Consider the following 15,781-nt stretch of genomic DNA (forward strand, 5'->3'; position numbering starts at 1 on the left):
GTATCACATTGGGTAAAAGGCGCATGCGCACTTCCGCACATTGTTTTAGCAACTAAGATAAGCGCGGCGTCCTGCCGCACCACCCGTCAGCCTATTCAGCCACCGTTGCGGATTCAATAACCACGTCTTCTGCAGGCTTGTCGCCTGGCAGCGTCTTAACACCCGCGATTTCGTCAACCACGTCCATGCCAGACATTACCTGACCAAAGACGGTGTGGCGGTGATCAAGCCATGGCGTACCACCCAGCTTGTACGCCTCAATGATTTCTGCTGGGTAACCAGCGGCCTGCATCTGCTGCAAGAAGCCGTTGTTGATGTTCTTGTTCTGAACGATGAAGAACTGGCTGCCGTTGGTGTTCGGGCCAGCGTTGGCCATGGACAGTGCCCCACGAATGTTGAAGGCCTCGTTGCTGAATTCATCTTCAAAACTGTCGCCGTAGATGCTTTCGCCACCCATGCCGGTCCCGGTTGGGTCGCCGCCTTGAACCATGAAGTCAGGAATTACGCGGTGAAAAATCGTCCCGTCGTAGTAGTTCTTCTTTGCCAATCCCACGAAGTTTGCCACCGTCTTGGGTGCAACGTCTGGGAACAGGGCGATAGTAATGTCACCGTGGTTCGTCTTCAGGGTCACTACTGGTCCCTGGTGATTTTCAAGGTCAAGCTGTGGATAAGTCATATGTGCCTCCTAATTTTAAATAAGTCTGTCTACTATCATACCCAATATTAATACCAGTTGCACCCGCCAAATCCCTTTCGCCCCGAAATTTTGGCAAACGTCACATTTTCCATCGCGCCCGCAAAATTTTCCATCAGCCTGCCTTTTCGTGTAAACTAGTGCTATGTATTGCGAAAGGATGCAAAAAAGCTATGCACATTTATGATATCGCGGTGATTGGTGCGGGGCCGGTGGGCATGTTTGCCACGTTCTACGCCGGCCTGCGCTCCGCTGACGTCGTTCTTCTTGAGGGAACGGCCCAGGTCGGTGGCCAACCCGCGGCCCTTTACCCACAGAAAAAAATCTATGACGTCGCCGGCATGCCCGAAATCTCCGGCCAGGAACTAGTCGCAACCCTCGCCAAGCAGATGGCCCGCTTCAGCCCCGAGGTGCGCCTGAGCACCAAGGTAACGGCCATTAACGAGCAGGACGACTACCTCGAACTAACGACGGCCGGCGCCAGCATTTACGCCCGATCCGTGGTCTTGGCCACCGGCGCGGGCGCCTTTGCCCCGCGCCCCCTGGCTGTGCCGTACGACCACAATCTGGACGGCGACCGCGTGCTCTACACGATTTCCGACCTCTCGAAACTGGCCGGCGCGCGCGTGGCGATTGCTGGCGGCGGCGACTCCGCCATCGACTGGGCCCTCGCCCTTGAACCAATTGCCGGCCAGGTGGACCTCATCCACCGGCGCAACCAGTTCCGCGGCCTCGAAAGCAGCGTGAATCAGCTGACCCACAGTCACGTCCACCTACACACGCCCAACCTCATCGCCAGCGTGACGGCCGATGATCAGGGGCTCGAGCTGGATTTGCGCCCCGTCCGCGGCGAGGAGCACGACCACCTGCAGGCAGATTACCTGCTGGTCAGCTACGGTTTTGCCAGCGACAACAAGCAGCTGCGCGCCTGGAACATCGATTTGACGCACAATCAGGTCAGTGTCGACCGCCAGCTGGCAACCAGCCGCGCGCACGTCTACGCGATTGGCGATGCGGTCACCTACCCCGGCAAGCTCAAGCTGATTGCCAGCGGGTTCGGTGAGGCCCCAACGGCAATCGACAGCATCATGACCGACCTGTACCCGGACCGCCGGGCGCCACTGCACTCCAGCAGCATGATTCACTAAGTTAAAGCCAATCTTAAACATTTTTCGAAGTATTTTTCAGACACCCATGGCTGAACTTAGGTATACTTAAAGCCGTATCTTACTTTGGAGGCTATCTATGTCCACTTTATTTGATTTTGTTCTGCACATTGACTCGCACCTCGTCAACATTGTTCAGACGTTCGGGGGCTGGTCCTACGTCATCCTGTTTGCGATTATCTTCATCGAAACAGGTGCCGTGATTCTGCCATTTCTGCCCGGCGATTCACTACTGTTTGCCGCCAGTGCCCTTGCCGCAAACGAGATTTACCACCTGAACATCTGGCTCTTCGTCGCCCTGTTCCTGATTGCGTGCCTTGCTGGGGATTCACTGAACTTCCACATCGCTAAGCGCCTCGGAAAGGCGGCCACCAAGAGTTCATTCTTCGGCAAGTACATTAATGAAGAAAAGCTCCACGAGGCCGAGGGGCTGTTTGACCGCATGGGCGACATCGTCATCACCCTCGCCCGGTTCATGCCCATCATCCGGACGTTCATCCCCTTTGTTGCGGGTGGTTCGACGATGACGTACAAGCGTTTCTTGCCCTACAATTTCCTGGGTGCCATCAGCTGGGTCACACTATGCTGCGCGGCCGGCTACTGGTTCGGCAACACGCCGTTCGTCAAGGCGCACTTCTCCGCGATTGTGCTGGGAATCATCCTGGTCTCCCTGATTCCAATCCTTGTCACCGCGATTAAGGGGTCAACGAAGAAAGCTGCCTAAGCACCAAAATCAGATTGCAGCACATAACCAATTACCTAACCAACAAACAAACCCGTGAATCTTGGTTTTAAACAGCCAAGGTTCACGGGTTTTTGTTGTGCCAATTTTCAATTAAGGGTGCATTACGCGTTCGCCACGTCAAAACGCCAATTCGACACACGACCTATTTTAAAATATGCGCAAAAAAGCAAGCAAAACCGCGTTCCAGCAGCGTTTTCATGTAAAACCTGCGCCAATTTAAAAATATGTCGGGTGTCATTAGCGCAAAAGCCGCAGCCAGCCGGCGCGTTGCCACGCGTTGACCGCCGCCATGCGCTTACTTGCGCTGCGCGTCGCGTTTCCCCGTGATTGCCAGCCAGAACAGCACGGCCAGGAACATGGCAAAGCCGAGAACAAAACAGATTGCGAAGAAGTCCTCGGGTAACACGTTAATAATGGGGTCCGTGCGCGGATCGAACAGCCAGTCGTTATTGCGGAACAGCACCTTGTGGAAGGCGATGAAGAACGCGTTGAAGTTCAGCGCCATTGCGAAGACCAGGGTGAGTGAGACCAGAATGCCCCACTGTGCCTGCCCCACCAGCTCGTACCGCTCGTGCTTTTGCGTCAACTGCCGCAAATACCGCAGCGTCGGCCAGGCCGTCACCAGCATCACGACAATGTCGAAGACGAACAGGTTGCGCACGTCGGCGAAATGCCGCGCGCCCGAGCCACTGACAATGAAGTTGTCCAGGTGCACCACGTCACCTGAGAATGGATTGTACAGGTAGGCCATCAGCTGCACATAATTGTGGTAGACTTTGCCCGCACTCATCCCCGCAATGTCCGCCAAGTGCTGCACGTGCACCGCAATCGGGAAGAAGATGAGGGACAGCAGCGTCACGACGAAGATGGTTGCACTGATTAAGAATAGCCAAAAAGCCAGCACATGGCTGGCCCTTTTGATCATACTTCCCACTCAGCCAAGCTGTTTACAACATGCGTTGGCTGAATCTTCTGGCTTGCTACCTGTTCGGGCGTTGAAATCCCGGTGTAAACCAGCAACTGGTCAATGCCGGAATTAATCCCGGCTTTGATATCCGTATTGTAGTTATCCCCGACCATCACGACATCCCTAGCATCAAGGCCCATGACGTCGAGCGCCGCGTCCATGATTGGGCGCCGCGGCTTGCCAATGTAGAAGGCCTGCTGCTGGGTGGAGCGTTCAACCAGCGCAATGACGGAACCGGCACCAGGTACCTGACCGCGTTCGTTGGGCAGGTTAGTGTCCTCGTTCGTACCGATGAACATCGCGCCCCGCTTGATGGCCAGCGTGGCGAGTTCGAACTTGTGGTAGGTCACGTCATAGTCGAGGCCCACTACCACGTAATCGGGATCGTACTCGTTGAGCTTGATGCCCGTGTTCAAAATGGCCTTCTTGAGTCCAAGTTCACCGATGATGTAGATGGACTTGTTGCTCAAATCGCCATTATTAGTCCGTTCCAGGTAGTTCGCGGTCGCGAGCGATGGTGTGTACACCTGGTCTGGTGTCACGTGAATGTCGTGTTTGTCCGCGAGAAAGTCAACGACCATCTGTGGCGTCCGCGTCGTGTTGTTCGTTAAGAACAAGAACGGAATGTTTGCCGCCTGCAGACGTTCAACGAAATCCTTTGCTTCAGGAATCCGTTCGTTGCCGCGGTAAATCGTTCCGTCCAAGTCAATCATGTAACCCTTGTATTTCGTCAAAATAACAATTCCTATCCTTTAATCAGTTTTACGGACCGTGAAGTGCCGCCCATGGCCCTTACCACTCGTGGTGGCCTGTTCGTGACGTCCGCGTCCTGGGCGAGTGCTGCCACCACGCTTTTCGGCGTACGGCTTACTGCTGCGCGGGCTGTGTTTCTGGTGCCGATTGCCATCCTTTGGCGCCTTTTCTGGCCGGTCCCGAAATGTGCGGTGCACATCCGGGCCCTTGCTGGCGCGGGGCCGCCGGGGCTGGCGCGTTGGCGTGGTCTTCTCGGGTGCATCAATGCGTTCGAGAATGAAATAAGCACACCCAAAATTGCAGAATTCAAGCAGGTAATCCTGAACGTGGCCGATGCGTTGATCGGGGTCCGACTGGTGGTTGTCGTCACTGTAGAAGCCCTTCAGCCGCAGCTGTTCGTAACCCCAGTCGCCAACGATAAAGTCATACTTACTCAGAATTTCATCGTAACGTTCCGCAATCCGAACCGGGTCAACGGCCCCCTTGTGGTTCACCGCCACCTGGTACCGCCGACTGTTAATCGTCAACAGTTCCGGCGTTAATTGGGCCACGTGTGCCCGTGGTTCCGGGACGACCGGTTCCGCGTCTGGGTCTTTTTTCACTTGATTGCGCACAATTTCATCCCCTTTCCAAACTAATTCAGTGTAAACCAGATTCCGAATTTACGCACTGGTTATTTACTTTTTGCAAGTACATCGCGCTTGCCGGCCGCCATCACCTCAATGTCGTGCATGTTCAGCGGGCAGCCCCACGGTAAATCCGGAACGAAATCCCGCTCCGGCGCATCCACCCCGACGTTGATGTTCGTGGCGGTGTGAACGGTACTGTGGTGAATGTGGCCGTGCAGGTTCAGCGTCTGGTGGACGATGCCCATCATCAGCGGGTAGTGGGTCATGAAAATCTGCTGGTGGTTCTCCTTGATGATGACCCCGACGTCATGGAAGCTGAATTTGTCCTGGCCGTGCCACTGCGGGTCATTTGCGTGCAGGTACTTGAACAAGCTGCGGTAGTCGTGGTTGCCCTTGATGAACACAATCCGCCCGGACAGCTGCGCGAGAATGGCGAGCACCGCCGCGTTGGTCGGCACGTTCTCCGGGTTCATCGCGATGTCACCCAGATGGTAAACCACGTCGTTATCGTCCACCCGCTCATTCCACGCGTCAATCATGGCCTGATTCATTGCGTCCGTGCTGGCAAACAGCCGCGGCGCAAAGTCGTTCCACCCGAGCAAGTCCCGGTGGAAGAAATGCGTGTCAGCAATGAAAAAATTCAAAATCCCATCCCCAAACTACTATTTAATGTTTTTCCTGGCACCCAGTGTGCGCTGGCGGACCACCCACGACGTCACGGGCACCGTTAGGATTACGGCAATCACCGAAAACAGGACGTCGAGCAATTCGCCCACGAAGATTTTGTCGTTGAGCACCATCCACAGCGGGTATTTCAGTTGGGCAAACCAGATGAACAATCCGGCAAAGCCCCCGAAAAAGCCGAAGAACAGGGTGTTAATCGCGGTCCCGATAATTTCCCGTCCCATCTGCAGGATACCCTGCCAGTCACGCTCCACGTCCAGCTCGTTGATGCCGGCCGCAACGGCGATGGCCGCCTCCGCCACCGCCCCGAGCGTGCTGATGAGCCCCGCCGCCATGGCAATGGCCGGAAACGATACGCCAAGCGCGGTGCTCATTCCTTCGAGTTCCTCACCGTCTTCGGCACCAAACCCGGCCGTGTGACTGATGGTCAAAACACCGATGATGACCGCTACGAGCGCGAACATCACAATGAGCGCCGACACGAACGCGGGGCCGGCAACCTGCACGTCCGCGGAGCTGAGGAAGATGGTCGCCGCCAGAATCACGACGGCGGCAATCACCCCGACGATTACGGGGTTAAAGCCCCCCGCCATCAGGATGACTGACACCAGGAGCACGATGGCGTTGACCATCAGCCCGAAGAAACTGCGCAGGCCCTGGTGCCCGCCAACAAGCACCATGAGGACAGCCAGAGCCAAAATTAGCGTAAGCATAGAATTCATGCCGCATGCCTCCTTCCAAGCAGTGCCGCCAGCCCACTAGTGATTGGCACCGCCAGCACAATCCCGAATGCGGAGATGAGCGACTGGGTAAAGCCGAGGCCCATGACCCACGAAACGGTGTAGGCAATCGTGTTGTTGTTCCGGAGCCACATGACCGTTTCAATGAAGGTGTCAGCCATGAAAATCATGAAGAGTACCGCAATCAGTGGGCCCATGACGGCACGGCCAATCGCCATCCCGGCCATAAACCGCTCCTTGCCCCCCGCCGGCAACTGGAACACGGCCACGGAGATGTCGCTGGTTTCATCCAGCACCGCCCCGAGCGAGCCGATTACTACCTGCGCGAAGAAAATCAGCTGCGGGTTTTGGGTGACGTACTTCACCGTTTCCAGGTGGATGCCCTTGTAGCCAGTCGCCTGCATCAAACCGTAACCGAGCGCCACGGCCAGTCCGGTCGCAAGCAGCGTGCTCAGGCTGATGGCAACCGCCACCGGCCGCACCCCGATGACAAACAGGACGGTCAAGATGGTGAACACCACCGCCAGCACGCCGACCAGAATCCACGGGCCGCGGTCCTGCAGACTGAGTTCGTAGTGCACGCCCCAGAAGAAGACGGCCGTGTTCAGGGCAATCGACACCATCGTTACCAGCGCGTGTTTGCCCGCAAACAGGATGAGCAAGACGATGGTGGCGACGAGCAATCCGCCCAGCACCGCGTCCCGCTTCATGTCGTTGAGCTGGTACCCGTCTTTACTCTTGGTGAGGAAAACCTGCTGGCCCGGGCGCAGGGGAAAATCAAGTGCCTGCGACCGCACGTAATCGTTGCCCATGCGGATGGTTTGCCCGCGCCGATTGGTGTTGAGCATGCGCACGCGCACAACCTGGTGAATCTGCTGGTCCCGGTTGTTGTAAGAGTCCACCTCACTGGTCTTCGTAACTTTCACGATTGCCGTCACCTGGGCCACCGGTGTGTGGTACAAGAAGGCGTCGTGCCGCAGAAAAGTGACGGTGGCGAGAATCGCCGCGATTCCCGCCACCAAAATAATCATAATTCGTTTTTTAGTGACCAAAGCTACCAATCCTTTCGGCATCACCCGACGTGGTTTGCGCGCAGGATTTCTTGGTATGCATCCCTGATTTTGCCCTCGGGTTTTGCCCACTCTTCCCAATGATCCGGATGGAGGTCGGGAAAGGTGTAATTATCATTAATGTACTGTTCGTACTCACGCACAGCGGTCCCGCGCGGAATATTGAGCTGAACGATGCGCACGCTCTTGATGTAGCCATCGAGGGCGCACCGCTCCGCAATTCCGTTCATGTAGATGTTGCCGAGCTCAAAATAGCGGGTGCCGTCGTTACGCGTGATTTCTTGAATCAAATCTAACGTCTGCGTTTCAGCCAACTAAAGTTCCTCCTTGAGCAAAGCTTCAACCTCAGCGCTCGTTGGAATGGCTGGCTGGCCCCCGGGACGGGAAACAGCCAGGCCGGAAGCGGCGGTCGCGTACACGATTGCGTCCTCAATGCCCGCACCGGCGGAAACCTTGGCGAGGAACCCACCAATGAAGGTGTCCCCCGCGCCTGTCGTGTCCACGGCCTTCACGTTAAACGCCGGGGTGGCAAACTCATCCCCATCGGCATTCGCGTAGTAGCTCCCGTTTTCGGCGAGCGTGATGATGACCTGCTTGGCCCCACGGCGGCAGAGTGCGGACGCGCTCTCGGCCGTTGATGCCGCGTCCACGGTGTCGATTCCGGTCAGTGCGGTCGCCTCACCCTCGTTCGGGATGATGATATCCGTGGCCTTAATCAGGCTGTCCGGAACGCTGGTGCGCGCTGGTGCCGGATTAAGCACGGTGGTCACTCCCCGCTTCTTGGCCTCCTCGAACGCGGCGGTCACCGTATCAAGCGGCGATTCGAAGGTCGCCAGCAAGAAATCATCCGGCCCCATCTGGTCAAGCAGCGGCTGCACGTCCGCGAGTTTCACCTCCGCGTTGGCGCCACTAGCGACCACGATGCGGTTCTGACCGGATGGTTCAACGAAGATCACGGCCCGACCGGTTGGCGCGCTTGCATCCGTAATCAGGTGCTCCGTGTTCACGCCGGCGTCGACAAGGCCCTGACGCAACCCAGCGCCCGCGCCGTCATCGCCAACGCGACCAACAAAGCGCACATCGAGGCCACTTCTTGCGGCGGCGACCGCCTGGTTTGCGCCCTTCCCCCCGTTTGCTTCAATTAAGTCATCCGCAATGAGGGTTTCCCCTGGCTTGGGTGCGTGATTCACGCTAAAGAGCTGGTCAAGATTGATACTGCCGATTACAACAAGTGTCATGTCTATTTCTCCTTTGGGTTAGCCGGACGCAAGCGACTGAGGTGTCCGCCTGCCGGTCAATATTGTTTGCCTGCTTCTGGGGCTGCCGGCGCGTTTAGTCGCGCCTTTTGTCTACTATCATAGCAGAGCACCCCCGCTAAGTTACAGTTTACACTCTATTCAAACGTAAAAGTAAAGGAGATTTAATCTATATTCGGGCGTATCCCGCCCGCAGGTTCCTACCAATATGTTATTCTAATAACATTGAGATTACACAATGGGTTTTTGTGCACTAGTTTACCCCGGTATTGCCAGGCAACAACGCGGTGCATCCGAACTGCACTAAGTTAAGTTAAGTAGACACCACAACTACCCGGACGGCGACCCGCACATACTTGCGGCCGCACCCGGCAAGGAGGACATTATGGACTACGATTTCACCACAGCAGCAAACAACTACGAAGACGCAATGATTGCCGACCTTAAGGCACTGGTTGCCATCGACTCAGAGCGCGACACGGACAAGGCCACAACGGAGGCGCCACTTGGCCCCGGACCCGCAGCGGCGATTAAGCACGCCCTGGCCATGGCACAGCGCGACGGGTTCACCACGAAGAACGTGGAGAACGTCGCCGGCCGGATTGAACTGGGTAGCGGCGACGACATCCTCGGCGTGCTCGGCCACGTTGACGTCGTGCCCGCTGGCGAGGGTTGGGAGACCGACCCCTTCACGCCAGTTATCAAGGACGGTAAGATGTACGGTCGTGGAACCGCGGACGACAAGGGCCCCACAATCGCGGCCTACTACGCTTTGAAGATTCTGCGCGACCTGAACGTACCGCTGAACAAGCGCGTCCACATGATTCTTGGTTCCGATGAAGAATCCGAATGGTACGGCATGGACCGCTACATGGCAACCGAGGAGAACCCCACGTTCGGGTTCTCCCCTGACGCTGAATTCCCAATTATCAACGGGGAAAAAGGGATTGCCAGCTTCCTGATTAGCCAAAAGCGGGTTGCGCCGAAACAGGCCGCAACCACTATGACCAGCTTCGACGCCGGCATTCGGCCCAACATGGTGCCAGTTAGCGCCACCGCTAAGCTCACCGGGACCATCCCCGCAGACCTAGCCGACCAGCTTCAGACCTTTGCCATGACGAACGACGTGACCGCCGACCTGACCGCAAATGGTTCGGAAACGGTCATTACGCTGGTTGGTCAGGGTGCCCACGCATCAACCCCAGCAATTGGAACCAATGCGGGGACGTACCTGGCAGCCTTCCTGAATGCCAGCTCCCTGGATCTGGACCCGGCCGCAACTGCGTACCTGGCAACCATTACCAAGTACTTGCACCGCGACACCACCGGCACGCTGCTCGGCATCAACTATGCCGACCGCAAGATGGGCGAGCTGACCGCTAGTCCCGACATCTTCAAGTTCAGCCAGGACGGCAAGCAGACCGTGCTCATCAACGTGCGCTACCCGCAAGGCACTTCCGCCGACGCCATCCGCGACCAGATTGAAACCGCAATTGGCGTTGACCTGGTTGACGTCACCATTGACGGCCACGCGCAGGAACCACATTACGTGCCCGAAAGCGACCCGCTGGTGCAGACCCTGCTTGATGTTTACACCGAACACACCGGCCTGCCTGGTCACGAAATGATCATTGGGGGCGGGACGTACGGCCGCATCCTGGACCGGGGCGTTGCCTTTGGGGCCCAGATGCCGGGCGCACCCGACATCATGCACCTGCCGAACGAATACATTAAGATTGAAGACGTGGTGCGCGCCGCTGCCATTTATGCGGACGCAATCTACCGTTTAGCCAAGTAAAACTGGCTCGTTACTAAGTACTTGAAGGTGGCACGAATATTTTGAAAAATTTCTTGCAGCACATTCGCCAAGGAGTCGGCAATATCGGCGAAGGCAAGCACAAATCTAAAAAATCGGCAGTTACCGGTCCCAGGCCGAAGCTCCCACCACTCACCAAAGACAACTGGTGGCTCTATGTGGACACTGGCATCCAGGTTTTCCGTGGATTAGTCGTGGCCCTTATTTGTGGCATTGTTCTCTTCGGCTTCCTTGCAGTCGGCATCGGCATGGGCTACTTTGCCTCGATTGTGGACGACACGCCCATCCCGACTAAATCAGCGTTGCACCATTCCATCACCCGCGCCGACACCTCGGCGACGCTGTATTACGCCAATAACGTTAAGCTTGCGGACGTCAAAAGTGATCTAGTCCGGTCGAACGTCAGTCTGGATGAAGTCTCACCCTGGCTGCAAAAGGCCGTGGTTGCGACCGAAGACGAGGACTTCTTCAACCACAGCGGGGTCATGCCCAAGTCGCTCATTCGCGCGGTTATCTCCAGCGTGACGGGCGTCGGGAGCCAGACCGGGGGTTCCACCCTCACCCAGCAGCTGGTGAAAATGCAGCTGCTGTCGAGTGAAACAACCTTCAAGCGCAAGGCCAAGGAAATCGTGCTCGCCATGCGGGTCGACAAGTTCATGAGCAAGCAGGACATCCTGAACGCCTACCTGAACGTTGCCACCTTTGGCCGGAACAACAAGGGACAAAACATTGCTGGGGTTGAGGCAGCCGCCGAGGGGTTCTTCGGTGTTTCTGCTGACAAGCTCAACATCCCCCAGGCCGCCTTCATTGCCGGCTTGCCGCAGAGTCCGTTCGGCTACACGCCTTACACCCAAACTGGGGCGTTCGCAAAGACGCTGGATAACGGCTTGAAGCGCCAAAAGACCGTGCTGTTCCGGATGTTCCGTGCCGGCTACCTGACACAAAAACAGTACGACGACGCGCTGAAGTACAACCTCAAGGGCGCCTTCCTGAAGCAGTCCTCGGCCACGACCATCGACGCCAAGTCCACCAGTTACGCCTACAACGCGGTTTACAGCCAGGCGCAGAACATTTTGGCCAAGCAACTGGCCAAGCAGGACGGACTGAACGGTGACAAGCTGAACGCCAAGGAGCTGGCCTCCTACAAGACGCAGGCCGACAACCTGTTCAAGACCAAGGGCTACCAGGTCCACAGCACGATTTTGAGTTCCGTGTACAACAAGATGCAGGAAGTCATGAACGTCTACAAGTCAACGTTCGGGGTGGATCACACCTACACGGTCAGCGACCCGAACACTGGCGAGACCAAGACAATCACCGAATCTCCCCAAAACGGGATGGTGCTGCTCGATAACGACACCGGTGCCATTCTCAGCTTCGTTGGTGGGACTGGCGGTCAGGTGAACCACATTAACACCAGTCGTTCACCTGGTTCGGCCATCAAGCCAATTCTTGATTACGGTCCCGGGATTGAGCACAAGGTGATTGGCTCGAACAGCGCCATCGCCGACTTCCCGCTCACGAACTTCGGCGACTACAGCCCGACTGACTTCGGGGATACGGTGCAAAACAAGTTCATCCCTGCAACCACCGCGCTGGCCAAATCTTACAACATCACTGCCCTCAACCTGTACAACGCGGTGCGGCAGCGGATGAGCGTGCGTGATTACGTCAAGAAGCTTGGCATCACCACCCTGACGGACAATGACTTCGCCCAGATTGGTCTGGGGATTGGGGGGACTGATTACGGGGTAACCGTTAACCAGTTAACCGGTGCCTTTGCCACGTACGCCAACGGTGGCACGCACGCCAATTCCTACATGATTGACAAGATTACCGACCCATCTGGCAAGGTGATTTACAAGCACAAGGTGAAGAAGACGCGCGTGGTTTCCAAAGCGACCTCCTACATCATGCAGCACATGATGAACGCGGTCGTTGACAGTGGGACCGCCGCATCACTGAACAGTTACCTGTCCTTCAGCACGAAGAACGTCATGGGTAAAACTGGTGAAAGTAACGACGAACGTGACTCGTGGTTTATCGGGAGCACGCCGGGCGTCAGCCTGGGTGCCTGGATGGGCTACGACAACAATTACGGTCACACCTTCAACCTCGCATCCTCTGCAACCCGGACCGAAATTCAGTACTGGGCCCAGCAGATGAACCAAATTTACAAGCTGATTCCTAACCGCATGCGCGTTTCCGATTCAATGCCTAAGCCGGACACGGTTAAGAGTGCCCAGGTGAACAGCATGACGGGGATGCCAAACGGCTCAGTCAGTTACGGCGGGACCACCATCAAGACCACGGGCAACACCGTCACGAGTCTGTACAACGACTGGACACCTGGCAGCCTCACCCCGCAGTTCGGGATTGGCGGCACCTCGGAGAACTACAAGCTGTTCTGGGACTTCATGCAGGGCAAAGCGAATGGTTACGGCACCCAAACCAAGGGTGATCAAAAGCTCGACGACGTAATGCAAAAGCAGGCTGACGACAAACAGGCCGCAGAAGACAAGAAGAACGCAACCAGTTCATCCTCATCTTCTTCCAGCAGTTACAGCTCCACCTCGAGCGTCTTGAGCAGCTCCTCCAGCTCGGCGCCAAGTTCAAGTAGCAGCGCTGCAAGCAGTAGCACTACTACCACGACGCAGCAGTAAACAAAAAAGGTTCCGGTCAAACGCAGAAGCGCTTGGCCGGAACCTTTTTTGCATGGATGAATTAATTACTTGGTTGAGTCGCGTTCAGTCAGGTCAAAGCCCAGCCGAATCGTCTTCTCGTCGATGTCTTCCTTGTTCATCATCTTGGTGAGCAGACGCATCGCAACGGCACCGATATCGTACAGTGGCTGGTCGATGGAGGTCATGCGTGGCCGACTCATTTCGGTCAGCTTGGTGTTGTTGCTGGCAATGACTTCGAAGTCTTCAGGAACGGCAACGCCAGAATCCTTAGCGGCGTTCAGCACCCCGATGGCTACTTCATCGTCAGCCATGATTGCGGCGGTAGCGCCAACCTTCTGCAGTTCGCTGAAGACGGCGAGGCCAGCCTGGTAGCTGTATTCGGTCTCGAAGACGAGGCTTTCGTCGTACGCAATCCCAGCGTCGTCCAGGGCCTTCTTGTAACCCTTCAGGCGGTACTGAGCGTTGATTGCGTCGGCAAGTGGGCCGGTAACGAGCGCGATTCGTTCGTTACCGCTCTCGATGAGCTGCTTGGTTGCCCCTTCAACTGCGGCCACGTAGTCAATGTTGACACTGCCGAGTTGGTTTTCAGGATCAACGGAGCCAGCGAGCACGATTGGCGTCTTGCTGCGGGCGAATTCACTGCGGATGTTGTCCCCAATGTTGTGCCCCATGTAAATCAGACCGTCAACCTGCTTGGCCAGCAAGTTGTTGACCACCTGAACTTCCTTCTTGTTGTTCTCGTCGGAGTTAGCCAGGATGATGTTGTACTTGTACATCGTCGCAACGTCATCAATCCCCCGCGCCAAACTGGAGAAGAACATGTTGGTGACGTCGGGGATGATAACCCCAACGGTCGTGGTTTTCTTGGAAGCAAGGCCACGTGCAACCGCATTTGGCCGGTAGTCGAGGCGATCGATAACCTCCAAAACCTTCTTCCGGGTAGCTGGTTTTACGTTCGGGTTGCCGTTAACAACACGTGAAACGGTAGCCATTGAAACGTTAGCCTCACGAGCAACGTCATAAATGGTGATTGTCTGCTTTTCCATAATGCACAAAGAATCCTTTCAAAATTAAACTTATTTTCAGTCGAATACGATTTGTGTTCTTTTCAAAGATAGCAGAGAAACATCACAAATGCAAGCGTTTTACTGATAATTGCATGAATTTTTTGGACCTTCTTTCAGAAACTTCAGCTTGGACGGACGTGGTATACTTGTGAAGTAAATTACTGCGTCTACGCACCGCAAAAGCACTTTAGGTTTGCTGCCTGAATTAGTCACGCCAGTTTTCATTTACATTTTTTGCTGCTGTGCAAAATTTGCCAAGGTGTTGCAATTGCGGTGTCCCATTTTTTGTTTCAAGGAGGAATTATTGTGAATCAACATCTGCAAGGTTTGATTAAGTGGGTCCAGGATGAAAAACTGGACGTTGCTTACATCAGCAACCCCACCAACATTAGTTACTTCTCCGGCTTCTTCCAAGACCCCGAAGAACGCGTCACCGGCCTGTTCGTCTTTCCCGACCAGGACCCATTCCTGTTCACCCCAGCTCTATCGATTGAAGAAGTAAAGCGGACCGGCTGGCCTTACGATGTGTATGGCTACCTCGACCACGAAGATCCATTTGCACTGATTGGTGACAAGATTCGTCAGCGCATTGCCAACCCAATTCGCTTTGGGATTGAAAAGGACGACCTGCCAGTCTTCCGTTTCGAAGCAATCATGCAGCAGTTCCCGAGCGCAACCTTCCCTGCCGATGCATCCCGGTTCATCGAGATGAAAAAGCTCATCAAGACACCGGACGAAATCGCCCTGCTCGAACAGGCCGGCCGTGATGCTGACCGGGCCTTCGCCGCTGGTTTTGCCGCGCTGCACACCGGTGTGACCGAACAGGCAGTTGTGGCCGAAATCGAATACGCCATGATGAAGTCCGGCGTGATGCAGATGAGTTTCGACACGATTGTCCAGGCCGGAGCCAACGCGGCTAACCCTCATGGCGGTCCAGAACTGAACAAGATTCAGCCAGGCCAGATGGTCCTCTTTGACCTCGGGACGGTGCACAAGGGTTACATTTCCGACTCCACGCGCACCGTTGCCTTTGGGGACATCGATGACAAGCAAAAGGAAATCCACCGCGTCTGCCTCGAAGCCAACCTCGCCGCAATGGACGCTGCCCGTCCTGGCGTGACCGCGGCCGAACTCGACAAGATTGCGCGCGACATCATCACGAAGGCCGGCTACGGTGAATACTTCAACCACCGTCTCGGCCACGGGATTGGGACCAGCACGCACGAATTCCCATCCATCATGGAAGGCAACGACCTCGTGCTCCAGCCTGGCATGTGCTTCTCCATCGAACCCGGGATCTACATCCCAGGGTTCGCCGGCGTCCGCATTGAAGACTGTGTCCACATCACGGAAGACGGCAACGAACCATTCACCCACACGAGCAAGGAACTGCAAGTTATCCCTGCTGACTAACACCGTCCGGCAGCGTTAAAGGGGGCTCCGCGTTGTGGGGTTTGGCCTCCGGGTCCGGGCTGGGCCTCGGGTGTGCTTCGCCGTGGTCGCTGTGGCG

Annotated in this window: 15 protein-coding genes; 5 read left to right on the forward strand and 10 right to left on the reverse strand. The window is 56.1% G+C overall.

Features of this window, described 5'->3' with window-relative positions; translation table 11 throughout:
- Positions 1-91 precede the first annotated feature (91 nt).
- The gene (locus tag EKN00_RS09090; RefSeq protein WP_127849812.1) at positions 92-676 is read right to left on the reverse strand and encodes a peptidylprolyl isomerase; all 585 of its coding nucleotides are present in this window, start codon (positions 674-676) and stop codon (positions 92-94) included.
- A gap of 191 nt (positions 677-867) precedes the next feature.
- Between EKN00_RS09090 and EKN00_RS09095 the strand changes: the two genes are divergently transcribed.
- Both EKN00_RS09095 and EKN00_RS09100 read left to right on the forward strand, forming a co-directional pair.
- Positions 868-1,842, forward strand: coding sequence for an NAD(P)/FAD-dependent oxidoreductase (locus EKN00_RS09095; RefSeq protein WP_127849813.1), 975 nt, complete (start codon positions 868-870; stop codon positions 1,840-1,842).
- 97 nt (positions 1,843-1,939) lie between these two features.
- On the forward strand, positions 1,940-2,584 hold the full coding sequence (locus EKN00_RS09100; protein ID WP_127849814.1) for a VTT domain-containing protein: 645 nt from the start codon (positions 1,940-1,942) through the stop codon (positions 2,582-2,584).
- A gap of 316 nt (positions 2,585-2,900) precedes the next feature.
- Here the strand turns inward: EKN00_RS09100 and EKN00_RS09105 are convergent, their stop codons facing one another.
- The 8 genes from EKN00_RS09105 to rbsK are packed head-to-tail and all read right to left on the reverse strand — an operon-like array spanning position 2,901 to position 8,686.
- Positions 2,901-3,530: a TIGR01906 family membrane protein gene (locus EKN00_RS09105; protein ID WP_241559489.1), complete on the reverse strand. Its 630-nt coding sequence runs from the start codon at positions 3,528-3,530 to the stop codon at positions 2,901-2,903.
- Positions 3,527-4,285 (reverse strand): TIGR01457 family HAD-type hydrolase, encoded by a 759-nt coding sequence (locus tag EKN00_RS09110; RefSeq protein WP_127849827.1) that lies wholly within the window; start codon positions 4,283-4,285, stop codon positions 3,527-3,529. Before EKN00_RS09110 ends, EKN00_RS09105 begins: the two co-directional genes overlap by 4 nt.
- 39 nt (positions 4,286-4,324) lie before the next feature.
- Positions 4,325-4,939, reverse strand: a complete 615-nt coding sequence (locus tag EKN00_RS09115) for a YutD family protein (RefSeq protein WP_164848091.1) — start codon at positions 4,937-4,939, stop codon at positions 4,325-4,327.
- A gap of 59 nt (positions 4,940-4,998) precedes the next feature.
- Complete coding sequence (locus EKN00_RS09120; protein ID WP_127849816.1) at positions 4,999-5,598, reverse strand: metallophosphoesterase; 600 nt, start codon at positions 5,596-5,598, stop codon at positions 4,999-5,001.
- Positions 5,599-5,616: 18 nt separating this feature from the next.
- On the reverse strand, positions 5,617-6,360 hold the full coding sequence (locus EKN00_RS09125; protein ID WP_127849817.1) for a YibE/F family protein: 744 nt from the start codon (positions 6,358-6,360) through the stop codon (positions 5,617-5,619).
- Positions 6,357-7,409 carry a YibE/F family protein gene (locus EKN00_RS09130; RefSeq protein ID WP_127849828.1) on the reverse strand — a complete coding sequence of 351 codons (1,053 nt, stop codon included), beginning with the start codon at positions 7,407-7,409 and terminating at the stop codon, positions 6,357-6,359. Before EKN00_RS09130 ends, EKN00_RS09125 begins: the two co-directional genes overlap by 4 nt.
- Positions 7,410-7,450: 41 nt before the next feature.
- Positions 7,451-7,762, reverse strand: a complete 312-nt coding sequence (locus tag EKN00_RS09135; RefSeq protein WP_127849818.1) for a hypothetical protein — start codon at positions 7,760-7,762, stop codon at positions 7,451-7,453.
- Positions 7,763-8,686, reverse strand: coding sequence for a ribokinase (gene rbsK, locus EKN00_RS09140; RefSeq protein ID WP_127849819.1), 924 nt, complete (start codon positions 8,684-8,686; stop codon positions 7,763-7,765).
- A gap of 403 nt (positions 8,687-9,089) precedes the next feature.
- On the opposite strand from rbsK, the gene pepV reads away from it, so the two are divergent.
- On the forward strand, positions 9,090-10,502 hold the full coding sequence (gene pepV / locus EKN00_RS09145; RefSeq protein ID WP_127849820.1) for a dipeptidase PepV: 1,413 nt from the start codon (positions 9,090-9,092) through the stop codon (positions 10,500-10,502).
- Between the two features lie 41 nt (positions 10,503-10,543).
- Entirely contained in the window at positions 10,544-13,183 is a 2,640-nt protein-coding gene (locus tag EKN00_RS09150) for a transglycosylase domain-containing protein (protein WP_127849821.1), read from the forward strand.
- Positions 13,184-13,248: 65 nt separating this feature from the next.
- Here EKN00_RS09150 and ccpA read toward each other — a convergent pair whose 3' ends face one another.
- Complete coding sequence (gene ccpA / locus EKN00_RS09155) at positions 13,249-14,250, reverse strand: catabolite control protein A (RefSeq protein ID WP_127849822.1); 1,002 nt, start codon at positions 14,248-14,250, stop codon at positions 13,249-13,251.
- Positions 14,251-14,577: 327 nt separating this feature from the next.
- On the opposite strand from ccpA, the gene EKN00_RS09160 reads away from it, so the two are divergent.
- On the forward strand, positions 14,578-15,684 hold the full coding sequence (locus EKN00_RS09160) for a M24 family metallopeptidase (protein ID WP_127849823.1): 1,107 nt from the start codon (positions 14,578-14,580) through the stop codon (positions 15,682-15,684).
- The last annotated feature ends 97 nt before the right edge of the window (positions 15,685-15,781 follow it).

The sequence above is a fragment of the Lacticaseibacillus hulanensis genome (genome assembly GCF_004010095.1).
Lineage (GTDB): Bacteria > Bacillota > Bacilli > Lactobacillales > Lactobacillaceae > Lacticaseibacillus > Lacticaseibacillus hulanensis.